The organism is Microvirga aerilata (assembly GCF_016743775.1).
Classification (GTDB): domain Bacteria; phylum Pseudomonadota; class Alphaproteobacteria; order Rhizobiales; family Beijerinckiaceae; genus Microvirga; species Microvirga aerilata.
Genome location: NZ_JAEQMY010000001.1, coordinates 1 through 19,050, shown reverse-complemented (window position 1 = coordinate 19,050; position 19,050 = coordinate 1). Strand labels below are relative to the sequence as shown.

Below are 19,050 nucleotides of genomic sequence, written 5' to 3'. Positions count from 1 at the left end.
CGTTTAAATAGTTCGCGTTAAGGACAAATCTGATGGCCACGACCTTTGAACTCGCCGATGTGAAGCGCCGCATGCAGGGCGCCATCAACGCTTTCAAGAACGATCTGGGCAGCCTGCGCACCGGGCGCGCCTCGCCGAACCTTCTCGATCCCATTCAGGTGGACGCCTATGGCTCCCCCATGCCGATCACGCAGGTAGCGACCGTCAATGTGCCGGAGCCGCGCCTGCTCAGCGTGCAGGTTTGGGATCGCGGCATGGTTTCCGCCGTGGAAAAGGCGATCCGCGAGTCGGATCTGGGCCTCAACCCGCAGACCGAGGGCCAGGTGATCCGCTTGCGCATTCCTGAGATGAACGAGCAGCGCCGCAAGGAAATGGTGAAGGTCGCGCACAAATACGCCGAAGAGGCCCGCATTGCTGTGCGCCACGTCCGTCGCGACGGCCTCGACCTGCTCAAGAGGCTTGAGAAGGACAGCGCCATCAGCGAGGATGACGGCAAGCGTCATGCCGACCAGGTCCAGAAGGCCACGGATCAGTTCGTCGCCGAGATCGAGACGATTCTGGTGGCTAAGGAAAAGGAAATCATGCACGTCTGATCCTCCAGGCGCGCATCGGAAAAGGATATCATGAGCGGCGAAGCCAAACGGTCGGTCCCAGGCTTTGCCTGCAAGGAAGCAGGCGAGGGGATGCCGGCCCATGTCGCCATCATCATGGATGGAAACGGGCGGTGGGCCGCTCAGCGGGGCCTGCCTCGCTTCGAGGGGCACCGGCGGGGAGTCGAGGCGATCCGGCGCGCCGTGCGCACGGCTGGCGATCTCGGGATCCGGTATCTGACGGTCTACAGCTTCTCGGCAGAGAACTGGCGCCGTCCCGCCCAGGAGGTCTCCGACCTCATGGGGCTTCTCAAGCGCTTCGTCCGGCATGATCTGGCGGAGCTCCACGCCAACAACATACGGGTCAGGATCATCGGAGAGCGCGATGGGCTGGCCTCCGACATCCGTCTCCTGCTGGACGAGGCCGAGCAGCTGACCCGTTCCAATACGGGCCTGACCCTGGTTATCGCCTTCAACTATGGCGGACGCCAGGAGATCGCCGGCGCCATGCGGGCTCTTGCGCAGAAGGTGAAGGACGGTACCCTCGATCCGGCCTCCATCGACATGGACACCATCGGAGCAGCCCTCGACACCTATGGCGTTCCCGACCCAGATCTGGTCATCCGCACGTCAGGCGAGCAGCGGGTCTCGAACTTCCTGACATGGCAGACGGCCTATTCCGAGTTCGTCTTCCTGCCCTGCTTCTGGCCCGATTTCGACGAGGCGGCGTTCAAGGCCGCCATCGATGAGTACTGCAGGCGCGACCGCCGCTTCGGCGGCCTGAGCGCCCGGGCAGGCTGATGATGGTTGCGGACGAAGGCTCCTCCTTGCCATCCAACTCCAAGTCGGCGCCTTCCAAGGAACTGACGACGCGAGTGCTCTCCGCCCTCGCAATGGCCGCCGTGGCCCTCCTGACGGCTTATCAGGGGGGCTGGGCCTTCGCCCTGTTCTGGCTGGCCGCCGGCATTGCCATCATGGTCGAGTGGACCGATATGATCGGGGTCGCGCCGCGCCGTCCGGTGCAGGGGCTTTTGGGCCTCGGCTTGGCGGCCCTGATGGTTCCGCTGCTGACCGATGCGGGCTTCGGCCCGTGGGCCACCGCTGGTGTCGTGCTGGCTGCAGGAGGCTCCCTCCTCGCGCGCGGCACCTCCAGCAAGCTGTGGACAGCTTCGGGTTTCGTTTACGCGGCGTTGATCGTCCTCATCCCGCCGATCGTGCGGGCTCACCCCGATCTTGGCATTCTCGGCCTCCTTTGGATGTTTGCCGTCGTCTGGGCAACCGACGTCGCCGCCTATTTCACCGGACGCGCTCTCGGTGGGCCGAAGCTCTGCCCTGCGATCAGCCCCAAAAAGACCTGGTCCGGCTTTATGGGCGGAGTGTTCGCCGCAACCCTCAGCGGCCTTCTTGTGGCTTGGAGCGGCCAGCGGTTCGGCCTCAGCCTGCCCTTCGGGCTGTTCGGCACCGCCGTTCTGTCGGTTGTCGCATCGGTCGCAAGCCAGGCTGGCGACCTGGGCGAATCGGCGCTCAAGCGCCATTGCGACGTCAAGGACTCGAGCCACCTCATCCCAGGGCACGGGGGCGTGATGGATCGGCTCGACGGATTCTGGGCCGTGTGCCTCATTATGGCGGTCGTTCTCCTTACCATTCCTCTCGCGGCATAATTTTCGATGGTCCGTTCTCTTACGATCCTTGGGGCGACAGGTTCGGTCGGCCGCTCCACCGCAGACGTGGTCTTGGCCCACGGGGAGGAGCTTCGCGTCGAGGCGGTTGTGGGGGGGCGCGATGCCGGCGCCCTGGCGGAGATTGCCCGTCGCCTTGGAGCCAAGTTCGCAGCCTTGGCCGACGAGAGCGGAGGCGGAGCCCTGAAGCAGGCGCTCTCGGGCACCGGAATCGAATGCGGCGCAGGCTCGTCCGCGGTTCTGGAGGCGGTGGAGCGTGAGGCCGACACGGTTCTTGCCGCCATCAGCGGAACCGCGGGATTGGCACCCACCCATGCGGCCCTGAAGCCGGGCAGGCGCATCGCCCTTGCCAACAAGGAGAGCCTTGTCTGCGCGGGTGCTGCCTTCATGGCCGATGCGCGCCGTCTCGGCGTCGAGATCATGCCTGTCGACTCCGAGCACAACGCGCTGGACCAGGCGCTTGCCGCCGGCCGCAATGGAGATGTGGAAAAGGCGGTCATCACCGCCACAGGCGGCCCCTTCCGGACCTGGTCCCGAGAGCGCATTGCGAGAGCCAGCGCCAAGGAAGCCTCGGCCCATCCGGTCTGGTCGATGGGATCGAAGATCAACATCGATTCCGCCACTTTGATGAACAAGGGCCTCGAACTCATTGAAGCTCATCATCTTTTTGAGCTGGAGGCGGAGCGCCTCGATGTCCTGGTGCATCCCGAGGCGATCGTTCACGGGCTTGTCCAGTGGAGCGACGGCGCCCTAACAGCGGGCCTTGCTCTACCGGACATGAAGGTTCCCATCGCCAATGCGCTCCGAGATCAGGGCCGTCTGCGCATGAGCCTGCCCCGTCTCGATCTTGCCGCGATTGGCCGTTTAAGCTTCGAGCGGCCTGACGAGGCACGTTTCCCGTGCCTCTCTCTGGCGAAGGCGGCCCTCAAGGCCGGGGGAGCCCTGCCGACGATCCTGAATGCCGCCAACGAAATCGCCGTCGAGGCCTACATGGCGGGCAGGATTGGATTCTATGATATTTCGGAAATGGTTGGCAGCATCTGCTCGACCTTTTCGGGAAGAGCCATGGCGGCACCGGCGACCGTTGCGGATGCTCTGGCTATCGATCAGGAGGCTCGAAGGGCGGCACGGCAGCTCATTCCGGCCTAGATATATGCAACGCAGCTCTTGAAAGAGCGCGAAAGGGACGACAATGGACTTTCTCACGACGATCAGCGGTGCGACAGGCTCCCTGTTCCTGACCCTGATCTCCTTTCTGGTGGTTCTCACGGTGGTCGTGTTCGTTCACGAATTCGGCCACTTCTGGGTAGGGCGGCTCTGTGGCGTGGGTGTCACCACCTTTTCGATCGGCTTTGGACGGGAACTGTTCGGCTGGACGGACCGGAAAGGCACCCGTTGGCGGCTCGCCGCGATTCCCCTCGGCGGTTACGTGAAGTTCGTGGGCGACCTCAACGCAGCCAGCGTTCCGAACCATGACGACGTGAACAGAATGCCTGCCGCGGAGCGCGCAATCAGTTTTCCCCATCAGAACGTGGCGAAACGAGCGGCCATCGTCGCGGCAGGTCCGATTGCCAACTTCATCCTGGCCATCGCGATCTTCGCCGGTTTCAACTATTTCAACGGACGTCAGGTCCTGGAGCCGCGGATCGAGGCGGTCCAGCCCGGAAGCGCTGCCGAGAAGGCCGGCTTCCAGCCCAAGGACCTCATCCTGACGGTTGAGGGCAGGCGCATCGAGACCTTCGCTGATATGCAGCTCATCGTAAGCTCCAGCGCCGGCGAGCCCCTGGCGTTCACGGTGGAGCGCAACGGGGAGACCGTTCCCCTGACGGCAACGCCCAATTTCGTCGAGAGGACGAGCCCCTTCGGCAAGCAGCGCATCGGCCTACTGGGCGTGGAAGCCTCCCGCGATCCCTCGGCGATCAAGCGGCTGTCCTATTCGCCTCTGGGAGCAATCAAGGCGGCCGCGGTCGAGACCTGGAATCTCGTCGAGCGCACCATCAATTTCATCCGCCGGCTGGTGATGGGGTGGGAATCGGCGGATCAGCTCTCGGGGCCCATCGGAATCGCCAGGGCGTCCGGCACCGCCTTCGATGTGGGCGGGGTCTACAGCCTGGTCAGCCTGATCGGCTTCATGTCGGTCTCGATAGGTCTCATTAACCTATTTCCCATTCCGCTCCTGGATGGCGGCCATCTTCTGTTTTATGCCATTGAGGCGGTTCGCGGCCGGCCCCTGAGCGAGAAAGCCCAGGAAATCGGCTTCAGAATCGGTTTTGCCCTGGTGGGAATGCTCATGCTTTTCGCCACTTGGAATGATCTTGTTCACCTTGGCACCAGTTTTATGGCCCAGGGATCGTGACAAGGACGCCACGCCGGGCAAAAATTGGTACTGTGTTGTGGATGTGCCGTTTGCAATAACGGCTAAAGTTTGTACAAGCGGGTCCACATGGATAAGGTTGGGGGCACTCGTCTCCAGCCGGCGGGGCACCCCGCTTTGGACAGAAGATTAAAGAAACGGGCCAGTTGATGATGTCGACGACCACGCCTCGCCGGAAAAAGCCGGCTACCACCGCAGTTATCGCAATCAGCGCGCTGATGGCTGGACTGACTGCTGCGGAGAGCACCTTTGCACAGCAGGCGTCTTCCAGGGCGCGCCGGGCTTTCGCCGCCCAGGGGCCTGTCGTCAACCGCGTGGTGATCGAGGGCAACAACAGGGTCGAGAAGGCGCTGATCGAGGGCGAGCTTCAGGCCCGCGCCCGGGCGCCCTACAACCAGGCCGCCGTCGACGCCGACGTCCAGCGAATCCTGGAGATCTACCGCCGCTCGGGCCGGGGCCTCGCCCAGGTGACCCCTCGCGTGGTCGATCTTCCGAACGGCACCGTCGACGTGGTCTATACGGTCGTCGAAGGCGACAAGACCGGCGTGAAGGAAATCCGCTTCGTCGGCAACAACCAGGTTTCCTCCGGCCGTCTGCGTGGTGTCATGCAGACCACCGAGACGAACCTTCTGAGCTTCCTCAAGAGCACCGACCTTTACGATCCGGACCGGATCGCGGCCGACCTTGAGCTGATCCGCCGCTACTACCTTAAGAACGGCTATGCCGATTTCCGGGTCGTCTCCAGCGATGTGCAGTTCGATCCCACGGGGGGCGGCTACATCATCACCATCGCGGTGGAAGAGGGCGAGCAGTACCGGGTCGGTAATGTCAGCGTCGATTCCCGTCTTCCCGGGGTTGACGCCGAGGCTGTCCGCAGGGGCGTCACGACTTCGGCCGGCGCGGTCTACAATGCCGAGGCGGTCGAGCGGTCGGTTCAGGCCGTTACCACAAACGTCGCCCGCCAGGGGAACCCCTTCGTTCAGGTTCGCCCTGTCGGAACGCGGGATCCTTCGACCCGCACCATCAATCTCGGCTACGTGATCGAGGAAGGTCCGCGGATCTACATCGAGCGGATCAACGTGCGCGGCAACAGCCGCACCCGTGACTACGTTGTGCGCCGTGAGTTCGAGCTCGGCGAGGGTGATGCCTACAATCAGGTTCTCGTCGACCGCGCCGAGCGCCGCCTGAACAACCTCGGTTACTTCAAGCGCGTTCGCATCTCGAACGAGCCCGGCTCCTCGGCCGACCGCGTGGTCGTGAACGTGGATGTGGAGGATCAGTCCACCGGCGCGTTCTCGATCTCCGGCGGCTACTCGACGGCTGACGGCTTCATCGGTGAAGTCTCCGTGACCGAGACCAACTTCCTCGGCCGTGGCCAGTACGTCCGCCTGGCGGGCCAGCTCGGCCAGCGCAGCCACGGCATCGACTTCTCGTTCACCGAGCCGTATTTCCTCGGCTACCGGATGTCGGCGGGTATCGACCTGTTCTCGAAGTTCAGCGATCAGACCCGGTATTCCCGTTACGAGAACCGCATGACCGGCGGTCAGTTGCGCCTCGGCCTTCCGTTCACCGAGCAGTTCACCATCACGGCGCGCTACTCGCTGTACCAGCAGGAACTGGAGATCCCGAACGACGAGGATCAGCCGTTCAACGACTGCTCGGCGCCGATTCCGGGCTATACGGTGGTTAACAGCGCAGGAATTGCGAGCCGCGCGTTCTGCGAAGGCAACGGCGAAGCATCTCTGGCGATCAAGGAATCCCAGGGTGAAAGCCTCACCTCCCTTGCGGGCCTGACGTTCAACTATAACACCCTCGACAGCACACGCGATCCACGCAACGGCTTCTATGCCGAGGTGAAGACCGACTTCGCAGGTCTGGGCGGCGACTCGCGTTACTTCCGTATGACGGGTGACGCTCGCTACTACCATGAGCTGTTCGAGGATGTTGTCGGTATCGCCCGCGTCCAGGGCGGCCACATCATGGGTCTCGGCGGCGACAATGATGGAAACGGCGGCGATCTGCGCATCATCGACCACTTCTTCATGGGTCCATCCCTGGTTCGCGGCTTCGCCACCAACGGCCTTGGCCCGCGGGACGTGTCGAGCCTGGACAGCCGTGCGAACGCCATCGGCGGCACCACCTACTTTGCTGGCTCGGTCGAGGTGCAGTTCCCGATCCCACTCCTGCCTCGTGAGCTGGGCCTGAAGGGCGCTGTCTTCGCTGATGCCGGTACGCTCTTCGGCTATGAGGGTCCGACGACCTTCAACATCGGCGGCGGCAGCATCCTCGATCCCTTGGACAACTGCGTTCCGCAGGGTGACACGCCTCAGAACTGCATCCGGGTTCTCGACAGCGAGAAGCTCCGCTCCTCCGTGGGTGCCTCGCTCCTTTGGAGCTCACCGCTCGGCCCGATCCGGTTCGACTACGCGGTTGCACTCTCCAAGGAAGAGGGCCTTGTGGATGCCAATGGCAACCGGTACGGCGGCGACCGCACCCAAGCCTTCCGCTTCTCGGGCGGCACACGCTTCTAATCGGGGAGGGCGCCTCAAGGCGCCCTCACTTTTTATTCATGGCAGAATCAAACTTCTTCCCGCAGAGCCAGACGTTGAACTTGCGTCAGGTGGCGGAGATGGCGAACGCAACGCTCCCCGACGGTACCGACGGGGAGCTTTTGCTTCGCGGCGTCGCTCCCTTGGAGAGCGCCGGCACCGGCGACCTCGCCTATATGGACAACCCCGCTTATGTGGGGGCTCTTGGGACCACACGGGCTGCCGCGTGCCTCGTCACGCCGCGCTACGCCGCAAAGGTGCCCGCTCAGACCATCGCCATCGTCACCCCACAGGCCTATAGGGTCTTCGCTCAGGCCCTCGCGATCCTGTTTCCATCGGCCATGCGGCCGGAATCCGCCTTTGCGGCGACAGGGATCTCTCCCGGTTCCTTCGTTCATCCATCCGCGCGGCTGGAGCATGGGGTCCGGGTCGATCCCGGCGCGGTGATCGGGCCCTACGCCGAAATCGGCTCGGGAACCCTGATCGGGGCGCACTCGGTCATCGGCCCCCATGTCAAGATCGGTCGCGACTGCTCCCTTGCCGCCCAGGTGTCCGTGATCCATGCCTTCCTCGGCAACCGGGTCATCCTTCATCCAGGGGTCCGCATCGGACAGGATGGGTTCGGCTTCGCCATGGGGCCGCAGGGGCATCTGAAGGTGCCGCAGGTCGGGCGGGTGATCATCCAGGACGATGTGGAGATCGGGGCCAACACTACGGTCGACCGTGGTGCAAGCCGGGATACGGTGATCGGCGAAGGCACGAAGATCGACAATCTCGTCCAGATTGCTCACAACGTGGTCATCGGGCGCCATTGCGTGATTGTGGCCCAGGTCGGCATCGCCGGCTCCACGACGATCGAGGACTATGTTGCCATCGGCGGTCAGGTGGCGGTGAAAGGCCATGTGCGGATCGGCATGGGCGCCCAGATCGCCGCGACCAGCGGCGTCAACGGCGATGTTCCGCCCGGCGCCCGCTGGGGCGGCATCCCGGCCCGTCCCATGCGGGAATGGTTCCGCGAGATCACGGCCCTGAAAAAGCTTGCATCCCAGGGCGATTCCGCCAAAGACGACGAAGCGTCTTCATAACGTTCGTTGAAGGCATCAATTACCGTCCGGAGTTCACGTCATGTCCGAAGCGGCCACCACGCTTCAAACCGCCGATATCATGGAGATCCTGGAGCTCCTGCCGCACCGGTATCCCTTCCTGCTGGTCGATAAGATCATCGAAATCGACGGCGACAATTCATGCATCGGCATCAAGAACGTCACCTTCAATGAGCCACAATTCACGGGCCATTTCCCCTCCCGCCCGATCTTCCCGGGCGTGTTCCTGATCGAGGCGATGGCTCAGACTGCGGGTGCCATCTGCGTGAAGGCGAAGATGGCGCAGCAGGCCAAGCCGAAGCAGGTATACTTCATGACAATCGACAAAGTGAAGTTCCGCAAGCCTGTGGAGCCGGGCGACAGGGTCGAGTTCCACATGCGCAAGCTGAACAACCGCCGCAACATGTGGTGGTACAAGGGCGAGGCGAAGGTCGACGGCGTTCTCGTCTGCGAGGCCGAGGTCAGCGCCATGCTGGTGAACGACTGATGGAAACGGTAATTCATCCAAGCGCCGTCGTGGAAGACGGCGCAAAGATCGGCGCAGGGGTCAAGATCGGCCCGTTTTGCACCGTTGGCCCGGAAGTCGAACTCGGCGATGGCTGCCAGCTTCTCAGCCATGTCGCCCTGGCGGGGCGTACGACCATCGGCGCCCGCACACGGATTTTTCCCTTCGCCTCCATCGGGCATATCCCGCAGGACCTGAAGTACCGGGGCGAAGCCTCGACCCTTGAGATCGGTGCCGATTGCATGATCCGCGAAGGCGTGACCATGAATCCCGGCACCGAAGGCGGCGGCCTGCGCACCGTGATCGGCGACCGCTGCACGTTTCTTGCAGGCTCCCATGTGGGGCACGACACAAAGGTCGGCAGCGACTGCATCCTGTCCAACAACGTGATGTTGGCCGGCCACGTCACGGTGGGCAACTTCGTGATCTTCGGCGGCGGCTCCGCCGTCATCCAGTTTGCCCGCGTTGGATCCCACGCTTTCGTGGGAGGCATGTCGGGCCTGGAGAACGACCTGATCCCCTATGGCATGGCCATGGGCAACCGGGCGCATCTGGCCGGCCTCAACATCATCGGCCTGCGCCGCCGCGGCTTTACCCGCGAGCAGATCCATGACATCCGCCGCGCTTATCGCCTGCTCTTCGCCGATGAGGGCACCTTATCCGAGCGGGTCGAGGATGTTGCCGGGGAATTCGACGATCATCCCTTCGTGCACGAGATCCTCGATTTCATTCGCGAAGGCAAGGATCGGGCGATCTGTACCCCTCGCGATCCGGTCAGTTCGGCGGGATAATGCCGGCGGGCCCGATTGCGATACTCGCCGGGGCCGGGCAGCTTCCCATCCAACTCGTGAACCATCTCGAGCGGACGGGACAGGAGTACCGTGTGCTGGCCTTTCGCGGCTTCGCTCTGCCGGAGCTGCGCCGTCGCGCCCATGCGAGCGTCGATCTTCTCGACCTGAAAACCATCATGAGCACCCTGGAAGGGTGGCAGCCCCGCGCCGTCTCCCTTGTCGGAGCCGTACGCCGGCCGGGCTTCTCCGCCCTGCTCGGGGCCTATTCGGCCCTGCGCAACCGGCAGGAGGTGAGGGACGTCATCGCCCGTGGGGACGACCAGGTGTTGCGCGGGGCCGTGATGCTGCTCGAGGAGCGCGGCCATCGTGTGGTCGGAGCCCATGAGCTGGCGCCTGACCTCGTGGCGCCGCCCTCGTTGAGCGGCGCGCTGCAGCCGAGAGCGGACGACCGAGAGGCCGTCACGGTCGGGCTCGACCTTCTCGCCTCCCTCTCCGCCTTCGACATCGGCCAGGGGGCCGTTGTGGACCGCCGGCATGTTCTCGCCATCGAAGGCCCCGAGGGCACCGACCGGATGCTGCGCCGGGTCAGGGGCTTGCGGCAATCCTGGTTTGGCATGCGCCGCCGGGAGGAGGGCGGGGTGCTCATCAAGGCGGCGAAGCGGGGCCAGGATCTGCGGGTCGACATGCCGACCATCGGGCCCAGGACCGTGGTCGAGGCAAGCCGAGCGGGCCTTTCGGGCATCGCCATCGGGGCAGGCTCCACCTTCGTGCTGGAGCAGGCGGAAACCATGCACACTGCCGATCGCCTGGGCTTGTTCCTCGTGGCGGTCGACCTGCCCTGGATGGAGAAGGCTTTTGGCTGAGAAGACGCCGCTGACGATCTGGATCGTATCAGGCGAGGAATCGGGCGATCAGCTCGGGGCAAAGCTCATGCGCTCCCTGAAGGCGCGGCTGGGGAGCGACCGTCTCCGTTTTGGCGGCGTCGGCGGACATGCCATGGCGAAGGAGGGCTTGAGCAGCCTTTTTCCTCTGGAAGACATCGCCGTCATGGGCATTTCCGCCGTGATTGCCCGCCTGCCCACAATCCTCAAGCGCATCAGGTTTACGGTCGATGCGGTGATCGAGGCAAAGCCCGACATGCTCGTGATCATCGACAGCCCGGATTTCACTCACCGTGTGGCGAAGGCCGTCCGGCAGCGGGCTCCGGCAATTCCCGTCATCGATTACGTCAGCCCCTCCGTGTGGGCCTGGAGGCCCGGTCGGGCCCCTAAGATGAGGGCCTATGTGGATCACCTCCTTGCCCTGCTTCCCTTCGAGCCGGATGCGCACCGGCGCCTGGGCGGACCGCCCACGACCTATGTGGGGCACCCGCTCATCGAGCGCCTGGACGAGATCAGGCCGGCTCCCGGTGAACGCACCAGCACCCTGGAGGGGCCTCTCAGCTTGCTCGTGCTCCCAGGCAGCCGACGCTCGGAGGTCAGCCGTCTCATGGGACCCTTCGGCGAGGCTCTCGCGCTTCTGAAGGAGCGCTCGCCGCGTCCCTTCGAGGTGACGATCCCGGCCGTTTCCCATGTGGCCGAGGAGATCAGAACGCGGGCGCAAGCCTGGAGCGTGAAGCCGCAGATCGTCGAAGGCGAGGCTGCCAAGTGGGCCGCGTTCCGCAAGGCCGATGCCGCACTTGCGGCTTCCGGCACCGTGACCCTCGAACTCGGGCTCTCAGGTGTGCCGATGGTGGTGGCCTACCGGGTATCGAAGATCGAGGAGGTGCTGAAATATCTCATCAAGGCGCCTTCCATCGTGCTGACCAATCTTGTTCTGGGCGAGAACGTCGTGCCGGAGTTGATCCAGTGGGACTGCACACCGGAGAAGCTCGCCGATTCCCTCCTCCCGCTTCTCGAAGATACGCCGGAGCGTCAACGGCAGCTGGACGCCTTCGGCAAGCTCGACACCCTAATGAAAATTGGCAGCGAGACCCCGAGCGAGCGGGCGGCCCGGATTGTCGAAGAGGTATTGTCGGTGACGCACAGGGCAGGAACGTAAGCAACGTGGAAAGCTTACGGACGTAGCCAAAAATTCGGGAGGTAAATTGCTGTCCTTTCAGAAGAACTTCTGTAAGCTCCTAAGCTGAAAAAATACAAGCACTCCACTGCTACCGCTTTGAAATGAGCAACTCCCTCTCTAACGAAGAAATAAATGAGCGGCGAAAATTTGTCGCTTCTCAGTACAGTGGCATTCTTCCTCAGTATGAAGCGTTTTACATCCACTCGGTTATGTACGCTGCAGATTGCTCTGCAAATGCATTCGAGCGGTACAAAATTGCTGTTGAGGAATACGAAAGTCCGACGATTATAGTGGCTATCGTCCAAGAGGCGCTTACACACGCCGCTGCTCTATCTAGGTTCTTCTGGCCTATCTTGAGTAAGAAAGGAGACCCACTTCGAGAGGCAAGAGGTGCGGCGCTTCGGGGTGCTTTCGGTCTGGATGAAAGATGCCCACTGTATTCTCGGAGCTTGCGCAACGCTATAGAGCACTACGATGAGCGTCTTGACAGTTTTCTTCTTGTAGACCGGGTTGGCTCATTCTTTCCAACCCCGTTGGTAAACACTCACAAGTTAGCTGATGACGTAATTCGACATATTTTCAAGATGGTAGATCCTGACGAGGAAATCTTCGTGCTTTTTGGCGAAAAGTACGAATTATCCCCTATTAGGGATGCTGTTTTCGATGTCTATGAAAAGTGCGCTAAGATGCTTCTAGATGGCCGGCTCAAATAAAACTTATAACTCCTTAGATTATGTGATGCGCCGGCATGAAAAAAGGGGCCCTTCGGCCCCTTTTTCTTCTCGGTTCAGACGCTTTTACCCGCGTTGTGCGACCGTCACGTAGTCGCGCTGAGGCTCGCCCACATAGAGCTGGCGCGGCCGGCCAATGCGCTGGGACGGATCTTCGATCATCTCGCTCCACTGAGCAATCCAACCGACCGTACGGGCCAGCGCGAACAGCACCGTGAACATGGAGGTGGGGAAGCCCATCGCCTTCAGCGTGATGCCCGAATAGAAATCGATGTTCGGGTAGAGCTTCTTCTCGACGAAGTACTCGTCTTTCAGGGCGATCTGCTCGAGCTCCACGGCAACGTCGAGGAGCGGATCGTCCTTGATGCCGAGCTCGTTGAGCACCTCGTGGGTGGTCTTCTGCATGATGCGGGCGCGCGGGTCGTAGTTCTTGTAGACCCGGTGGCCGAAGCCCATCAGGCGGAACGGATCGTTCTTGTCCTTCGCCTTGGCGATGTATTCCGGAATGCGATCCGGCGTGCCGATCTCCTCCAGCATCTTCAAAGCGGCCTCGTTGGCGCCGCCATGGGCGGGACCCCAGAGGCAGGCGATGCCGGCCGCGATGCAGGCGAAGGGGTTCGCGCCGGAAGAGCCGGCCAGGCGCACCGTGGAGGTCGAGGCGTTCTGCTCATGATCGGCGTGGAGGATGAAGATCCGGTCCAGCGCCCGCGAGAGCACCGGGTTGACCTTGTACTCCTCTGCCGGCACCGCAAAGCACATGCGCAGGAAGTTGGAGGTGTAGTCCAGGTCGTTCTGCGGATACACGAAGGGCTGGCCGACATGGTACTTGTAGGCCATGGCAGCGAGCGTCGGCATCTTGGCGATCATGCGCATGGAGGCCACCATGCGCTGGTGCGGATCCGAGATGTCGGTGGAGTCGTGGTAGAAGGCCGACAGCGCACCCACGCAGGCCACCATGATGGCCATCGGGTGGGCATCGCGGCGGAAGCCGGTGAAGAACCGGTTCATCTGGTCGTGCACCATGGTGTGGCGCGTGACGCGGTAATCGAAATCCGCCTTCTGGGCTGCAGTCGGCAGCTCTCCGTAAAGGAGCAGGTAGCAGGTCTCGAGGAAGTCGCCGTGCTCGGCAAGCTGCTCGATGGGATAGCCGCGATACAGGAGGACACCCTTGTCGCCGTCGATATAGGTGATCTTGGACTCGCAGCTTGCGGTCGAGGTGAAACCGGGATCGTAGGTGAACATCCCGGTCTGGCCGTAGAGCTTGGAAATGTCGATGACGCTGGGGCCGATGGTGCCCTCTTTGACCGCCAGATCGACGGGCTTGTTGTCGACTGTGAGTGTGCTGGTCTCGGAACTCATTCGTCTTGGCCCTTTCAACAGGAGGCCGGGCATAACCTAGAGCAACCGTTGGATCGGAGAAGGCCTCCGGGCAGGTTGCCGAACCGAGGTTGGCCGGTCGGTTTGAGATGATGGCTTGGGGTTAGCTTATCCGTATGAACGGGGCAAGCGCGTCTAAAGGTGAGAATGCGCCTGCTATGCAGCAGGCGCATCCTTCAATTGGTCACGCAGACGCAACAGGGTTTCCTCTTTGCCGAGCACCGCCATCACGTCGAAGAGGCCGGGTGAGGTGGCGCGCCCCGTGAGCGCCGCCCGGAGCGGTTGGGCCACCTGCCCGAGCTTCACGCCGATGGCCTCCGCATGCTCACGCACGACCGCCTCCACGCTCTGGGCCGACCACTCTGAGACTGCTTCGAGCCTCTCGGCGACGCCGGCAAGGCGCGAGCGCCCATCCGAAAGCAGGCTTGCAGCCTTCTCGTCCAGACGCAGCGGACGCTGGGCGTAGAGGTAGTAGGCGCTGTCGAGCAGCTCCACGAGCGTCTTGGCGCGCTCCTTCAAGCCCGGCATGGCCGCCGTCAGCTTCTCGCGCAGGGCGGGAACAAGGGGGGCACCGATGCCGCGCTCATCGCCGATCTCGGGCAGGATCTCCTCGATCGCCGCGATCAGATCCTCATCATTCGCCTGGCGCATGTAATGCCCGTTGAGGTTCTCCAGCTTGGCGAAGTCGAACCGCGCCGGCGAGCGGCCGATGCTTCCCAGATCGAAGGCGTCGATCATCTCCTGCGTGGAAAAGATCTCCTGGTCGCCATGGCTCCAGCCGAGGCGTACGAGGTAGTTGCGCAAGGCCGTGGGCAGATAGCCCAGGCTGCGATAGGCCTCGACGCCCAATGCGCCATGGCGCTTGGACAGCTTGGCGCCGTCCGGTCCATGGATGAGCGGGATATGCGCCATCTTCGGCACGCTCCAGCCCAGGGCCTGATAGATCTGCGTCTGCCGCGCGGCATTGGTCAGATGGTCGTCGCCGCGGATGACATGGGTCACGTCCATGTCGTGATCGTCCACCACAACGGCGAGCATGTAGGTGGGCGTTCCGTCCGAGCGCAGGAGAACGAGATCGTCGAGATCCTTGTTCTGCCAGACGACGCGGCCCTGCACCTCGTCCTCGACAATCGTCTCGCCCTCGGTAGGCGCCTTCAGCCGGATGACGGGCTTCACGCCCTCGGGAGCTTCCGACGGATCGCGGTCGCGCCAGCGGCCGTCATAGCGCAGGGGACGACCCTCCCGGCGGGCGGCCTCGCGCATCTCCTCGAGCTCCTGCTGGGACGCGTAGCAATAATAGGCGCGGCCCTGCGCCAGCAGGCTCTCGGCCACTTCCTTGTGACGGGCGGCGCGGGAGAACTGGTAGACCACATCCCCGTCCCAATCGAGGCCGAGCCATTTCAGCCCGTCGAGGATCGCCGTGATGGCCGCATCCGTGGAGCGTTCCCGGTCCGTGTCTTCGATGCGCAACAGCATCTTGCCGCCATGCCGCTTGGCATAAAGCCAGTTGAACAGGGCTGTGCGTCCGCCTCCGATATGCAGAAAGCCGGTGGGAGAGGGGGCAAAGCGGGTGACAACGGTCATCGCAGGGGAACCTTGACTAAAAACTGGGTCGCGCGGCTCTTGATCCGCGGCGGTATCCGACTCAATCCACAGGGCGGTTTGGGCCGGAGCGCGCGCTCGTCTAACATGCAACCGAACCCGCGTTAAGCCGAAGCCACGATGGAAGACAACCGAGGAAAGACCCGCAGGATCCCGCACGGTGTCGCGCGGACCGCAGCCTTGCCTTGGGCTGGGGGCGCAGGCGTCGATTGGAGCCTGCTGGATGGGCGCGGCTGGCTTTCCCGGAATGTCGGTCTTGAGATCGAGCAGCGCCGTCTGTTTCCATGGATCGCGGTCTGCTTTGGCCTGGGCGTGGTCCTGTTCTTCCAGGCCGACGGGCAGCCGGCCCTGTGGGCGCCCCTGGGAGCGCTTGCGCTCTATGCCTCCGCAGCCATCGCGCTTCGACGCAGCCTGCCAGCCTTCTCGGTCATGATCGCAGTGGCTGCCGTTTTCGCAGGGTTCTCGGCCGGCGCCATCCGCACCAGGAGCGTGGCGGCTCCAGTCCTGTCACGGGTTATGATCGTCCCGCTCACGGGGTTCATCGAAGCGGTCGAGGATCGTGAGGGGGGTAAGCGGCTTCTCCTGCGCATCGTAGACATGAAGGATGTTCCGGAAGCGGAGCGTCCGACACGTGCGCGCATATCGGTGCGCAACGGGGAGGGGCTCCAGGCAGGCCTGTTCATCGGCGGCACGGCCCGCCTGCTTCCGCCGCCGCAGGCTGCCTGGCCGGGCGGATACGACTTCGCGCGCGACGCCTATTTCAAGGGCATCGGGGCTGTCGGCTCCTTTTCCGGACCGGTCCGCCGCCTTGACCCGCCCATGCCGCCCGGCTGGTCCCTGCGGTTGGCAGCCCAGGTGGACGAGGCGCGCAATTCCCTGACCCAGCGCATCGCCCTGTCCATCGGCGGTGCCGCCGGGGGTGTCGGCGCAGCCCTCGTAACGGGCAAGCGCGGCCTCATCGGCGAGACCACGAACGACATTCTGCGAGGCGCCGGCATCTATCACATCGTGTCGATCTCAGGGCTGCACATGGTGCTGGCAGCCGGCACCTTCTTCTGGCTGGTACGCGCCGTCCTGGCGCTCGCGCCCGGTCTCGCCCTGCTCTGGCCGGTCAAGAAGATCGCCGCCATTGCCGCGATGATCGGAGCAACGGTTTATTGCGTCTTCTCCGGCTCCGACGTGGCGACCGAGCGCTCGCTCATCATGACGCTCGTCATGTTCGGCGCGGTCCTGGCGGACCGTCCTGCCCTGAGCATGCGCAACCTGTCGATTGCAGCCATTATCGTGCTGGCGCGCGAACCGGAGGCCCTGCTGGGGCCGAGCTTCCAGATGTCGTTCGGCGCCGTGGCTGCCATGATGGCGCTTGTGCCGCTGATGCATCGGCGTAGCACGGAAGCGCTGCCCGCAACCTTGTTTGAGCGGGGCATTCGGTGGGTCGGACAGGCGATGCTTGGCATCGTGACCACGACCTTGGTCGCCAGCATCGCCACGGCACCGTTCTCGGCTTATCATTTTCAAAGCCTCAACCCCTATGGGCTCATCGGCAATGCGCTCGCCCTGCCGCTGGTCTCCCTCGTCGTGATGCCATCCGCCGTTATCGGCGTGCTGGCATATCCGTTCGGACTTGATCGCCCCATATGGCAGATCATGGGGGCGGCAGTTTCGCAGGTGCTCGAGGTTTCCGCCTGGGTTGGAGGCTTCAGCGGCTCGACGCTCGTCGTGCCCGCCCTGAGTGCCGGTGCGCTTGTTCTCCTGAGCCTAGCCCTGCTGGTGCTGACAATCCCGGCCTCCACTCTTCGCTGGATTGCCCTGCTTCCTGGAGCGGCAGGACTGGCCTTCGCCGCGGCCCCTGATCGGTACGACATCTATATCGATCGGGAGGGGGCAGGGGCAGCGATCCGCAGCATCAAGGGGCAACTGACCCTTGTGGGAAAACCATCCGAATTCGTGGCCGAGCAGTGGCTGCGGGCCGATGGGGACGGCAGGAGCGCCAAGGATGCGGGTTTAAGACAGGATGCCTTATGCGACGCTGCCGGATGCGTCGTTGCCGCCGCAGGTCAGCGGTGGATCGCCTTCGTTCAGCACGTATCGGCTTTCGACGAAGACTGCCGCCGGGCAGCAGTGATCATCACGCGCCTCAAGGCGCCCCCTACATGTCAAACAGGCTTTCTGCTGGACTCTGCAGCGCTCAGCGCGCGCGGCGCGACGACAATCCGCTTCATGCCGGAGGCTGTCGAGGTGAGGTCGGTCAGAAAGGGGAGCGAGCGCCTGCCCTGGCTCAATGCCGGAGTGCCCCGGGCCGAAGAAATGCCTGCTCGGGAGCGGCCGCGGCAGGCGCGACCCATTCCCGAGCAGGATTTCCCCGAAGAGGAAATCAGTACCGGCGAACCAGACTGACCAGCTTGCCCTGGATCTTGACCCGGTCGGGACCGAGAACGCGGGTCTCATAGGCCTGATTGGCGGCCTCCAGGGCAATGGAGGAGCCCCGGCGGCGGAAGCGCTTCAGGGTCGCCTCCTCATCGTCGATGAGAGCCACGATGATGTCGCCCGTGTTGGCATTGTCCTGCTTGCGGATCACCACGAGGTCGCCGTCGAGAATGCCGGCCTCCACCATCGAGTCGCCACGCACTTCGAGGGCGAAATGATCGCCCTGAGCCAGGAAGTCGCCCGAGAGGGTGATGGAATGGCTGCGGGTCTGGATCGCGGAAATCGGCGTACCGGCGGCAATCCGCCCCATGACCGGGATCGACATTTCGCGATCCCGCGTGTCGGCGGCCGGCTGAGGAGGGGCCTTGGCTTTTCCGGCTAGGCCACCTTCGACCACGCTCGGCGTAAAGCGCCGCTGGCCTGCCGCACCGCTGGTGCTTTCCGGCAGGCGGATCACCTCAAGCGCCCGGGCCCGATTGGGCAGCCGGCGAATGAAGCCGCGCTCCTCGAGCGCCGTGATCAGGCGGTGAATGCCGGATTTGGACTTGAGGTCGAGCGCATCCTTCATCTCGTCGAAGGACGGCGGAACCCCGGTTTCACGCAGCCGCTCATGAATGAAGCGGAGCAATTCGTGCTGTTTGCGCGTCAGCATGGCTGGCCCTTACTGCCTTGAAAAAGGCGATTCTGAAACAAATCAGGAACAAGGTAGCCGTTCTTGCTGTGTTCTGCAAGCCTTATGGCTCAGCTGGACCATTATCGGATCGGCTGAAGAAATATTTGCCTTCACCAGGAAAGTGAAGGATATGATAGTTAGTTTATAACATTTGATGCGGAGACCCCCCATGAGCGTCCTGAGCATGTGGACCAGTGACGATCAGATCAACGATGTTCAGGCTCGGCTTGCTTATGGCATGACCGCTTTAGCTCCGGGAAGAGTATGGATCGGCACCGATGCGAGCGAAACCGAAGGAGGCACTGTCCATGACGATACTCTGGAAGGCGCAGGCGGAAACGATCAACTAACTGGTGACGCGGGGAACGATCTTCTGTCCGGCGGGACGGGCAATGACAGTCTTTTTGGCGGCAATGACAGCGACACGCTTGCTGGTGGCCTAGAGACTGTTATGGACCTGTCTTGAGGTCATAGCCGTTGGGGCGGGATGACCTCTGCTCGCAAACCTTACCCCTCCGATGTCTCCGATGAGGAATGGGCGCTGGTGGCGCCCTACCTGACGCTCCTGCCCGAAGAAGCGGGCCAGCG

Annotated in this window: 18 protein-coding genes; 15 read left to right on the top strand and 3 right to left on the bottom strand. The window is 63.2% G+C overall.

Annotation, left to right across the window (positions count from 1 at the left end; all coding sequences use genetic code 11):
• Positions 1–32: 32 nt before the first annotated feature.
• From frr to JKG68_RS00035, 12 genes are all read left to right on the top strand, one after another.
• Positions 33–593 (top strand): ribosome recycling factor, encoded by a 561-nt coding sequence (frr, locus tag JKG68_RS00090; protein WP_202055058.1) that lies wholly within the window; start codon positions 33–35, stop codon positions 591–593.
• A gap of 30 nt (positions 594–623) precedes the next feature.
• Complete coding sequence (locus JKG68_RS00085) at positions 624–1,391, top strand: isoprenyl transferase (protein WP_202055057.1); 768 nt, start codon at positions 624–626, stop codon at positions 1,389–1,391.
• A complete protein-coding gene (locus JKG68_RS00080; protein ID WP_246514984.1) occupies positions 1,391–2,251 on the top strand; it encodes a phosphatidate cytidylyltransferase in 861 nt (286 codons plus the stop codon). Before JKG68_RS00085 ends, JKG68_RS00080 begins: the two co-directional genes overlap by 1 nt.
• Before the next feature lie 6 nt (positions 2,252–2,257).
• Complete coding sequence (gene dxr / locus JKG68_RS00075) at positions 2,258–3,418, top strand: 1-deoxy-D-xylulose-5-phosphate reductoisomerase (protein ID WP_202055056.1); 1,161 nt, start codon at positions 2,258–2,260, stop codon at positions 3,416–3,418.
• Positions 3,419–3,461: 43 nt separating this feature from the next.
• The gene (rseP, locus tag JKG68_RS00070; protein WP_202055055.1) at positions 3,462–4,625 is read left to right on the top strand and encodes an RIP metalloprotease RseP; all 1,164 of its coding nucleotides are present in this window, start codon (positions 3,462–3,464) and stop codon (positions 4,623–4,625) included.
• A gap of 167 nt (positions 4,626–4,792) precedes the next feature.
• On the top strand, positions 4,793–7,174 hold the full coding sequence (bamA, locus tag JKG68_RS00065) for an outer membrane protein assembly factor BamA (protein ID WP_202055054.1): 2,382 nt from the start codon (positions 4,793–4,795) through the stop codon (positions 7,172–7,174).
• 38 nt (positions 7,175–7,212) lie between these two features.
• Positions 7,213–8,277: a UDP-3-O-(3-hydroxymyristoyl)glucosamine N-acyltransferase gene (lpxD, locus tag JKG68_RS00060; protein ID WP_202055053.1), complete on the top strand. Its 1,065-nt coding sequence runs from the start codon at positions 7,213–7,215 to the stop codon at positions 8,275–8,277.
• Between the two features lie 40 nt (positions 8,278–8,317).
• Complete coding sequence (fabZ, locus tag JKG68_RS00055; RefSeq protein WP_202055052.1) at positions 8,318–8,782, top strand: 3-hydroxyacyl-ACP dehydratase FabZ; 465 nt, start codon at positions 8,318–8,320, stop codon at positions 8,780–8,782.
• Positions 8,779–9,591: an acyl-ACP--UDP-N-acetylglucosamine O-acyltransferase gene (gene lpxA / locus JKG68_RS00050; protein ID WP_376773101.1), complete on the top strand. Its 813-nt coding sequence runs from the start codon at positions 8,779–8,781 to the stop codon at positions 9,589–9,591. Before fabZ ends, lpxA begins: the two co-directional genes overlap by 4 nt.
• On the top strand, positions 9,591–10,454 hold the full coding sequence (locus JKG68_RS00045; RefSeq protein WP_202055050.1) for an LpxI family protein: 864 nt from the start codon (positions 9,591–9,593) through the stop codon (positions 10,452–10,454). The genes lpxA and JKG68_RS00045 overlap by 1 nt, the downstream gene beginning before the upstream one ends.
• The gene (gene lpxB / locus JKG68_RS00040) at positions 10,447–11,631 is read left to right on the top strand and encodes a lipid-A-disaccharide synthase (RefSeq protein WP_202055049.1); all 1,185 of its coding nucleotides are present in this window, start codon (positions 10,447–10,449) and stop codon (positions 11,629–11,631) included. The genes JKG68_RS00045 and lpxB overlap by 8 nt, the downstream gene beginning before the upstream one ends.
• 122 nt (positions 11,632–11,753) lie before the next feature.
• A complete protein-coding gene (locus tag JKG68_RS00035; RefSeq protein ID WP_202055048.1) occupies positions 11,754–12,365 on the top strand; it encodes a hypothetical protein in 612 nt (203 codons plus the stop codon).
• Between the two features lie 84 nt (positions 12,366–12,449).
• On the opposite strand, the gene gltA is transcribed toward JKG68_RS00035, so the two are convergent.
• Entirely contained in the window at positions 12,450–13,742 is a 1,293-nt protein-coding gene (gltA, locus tag JKG68_RS00030) for a citrate synthase (RefSeq protein WP_202055047.1), read from the bottom strand.
• A 174-nt stretch (positions 13,743–13,916) separates the two neighbouring features.
• A complete protein-coding gene (gltX, locus tag JKG68_RS00025; RefSeq protein WP_202055046.1) occupies positions 13,917–15,344 on the bottom strand; it encodes a glutamate--tRNA ligase in 1,428 nt (475 codons plus the stop codon).
• A gap of 138 nt (positions 15,345–15,482) precedes the next feature.
• Between gltX and JKG68_RS00020 the strand changes: the two genes are divergently transcribed.
• Positions 15,483–17,759 carry a ComEC/Rec2 family competence protein gene (locus JKG68_RS00020; protein ID WP_202055045.1) on the top strand — a complete coding sequence of 759 codons (2,277 nt, stop codon included), beginning with the start codon at positions 15,483–15,485 and terminating at the stop codon, positions 17,757–17,759.
• Here the strand turns inward: JKG68_RS00020 and lexA are convergent.
• On the bottom strand, positions 17,737–18,441 hold the full coding sequence (lexA, locus tag JKG68_RS00015; protein WP_202055044.1) for a transcriptional repressor LexA: 705 nt from the start codon (positions 18,439–18,441) through the stop codon (positions 17,737–17,739). The genes JKG68_RS00020 and lexA overlap by 23 nt on opposite strands.
• A 190-nt stretch (positions 18,442–18,631) precedes the next feature.
• Here lexA and JKG68_RS34140 point away from each other — a divergent pair, with 190 nt between their 5' ends.
• Entirely contained in the window at positions 18,632–18,928 is a 297-nt protein-coding gene (locus JKG68_RS34140; protein ID WP_281399035.1) for a calcium-binding protein, read from the top strand.
• A gap of 21 nt (positions 18,929–18,949) precedes the next feature.
• On the top strand, positions 18,950–19,050 hold a 101-nt coding region (locus JKG68_RS00005; protein ID WP_376773100.1), incomplete at its 3' end, for a transposase.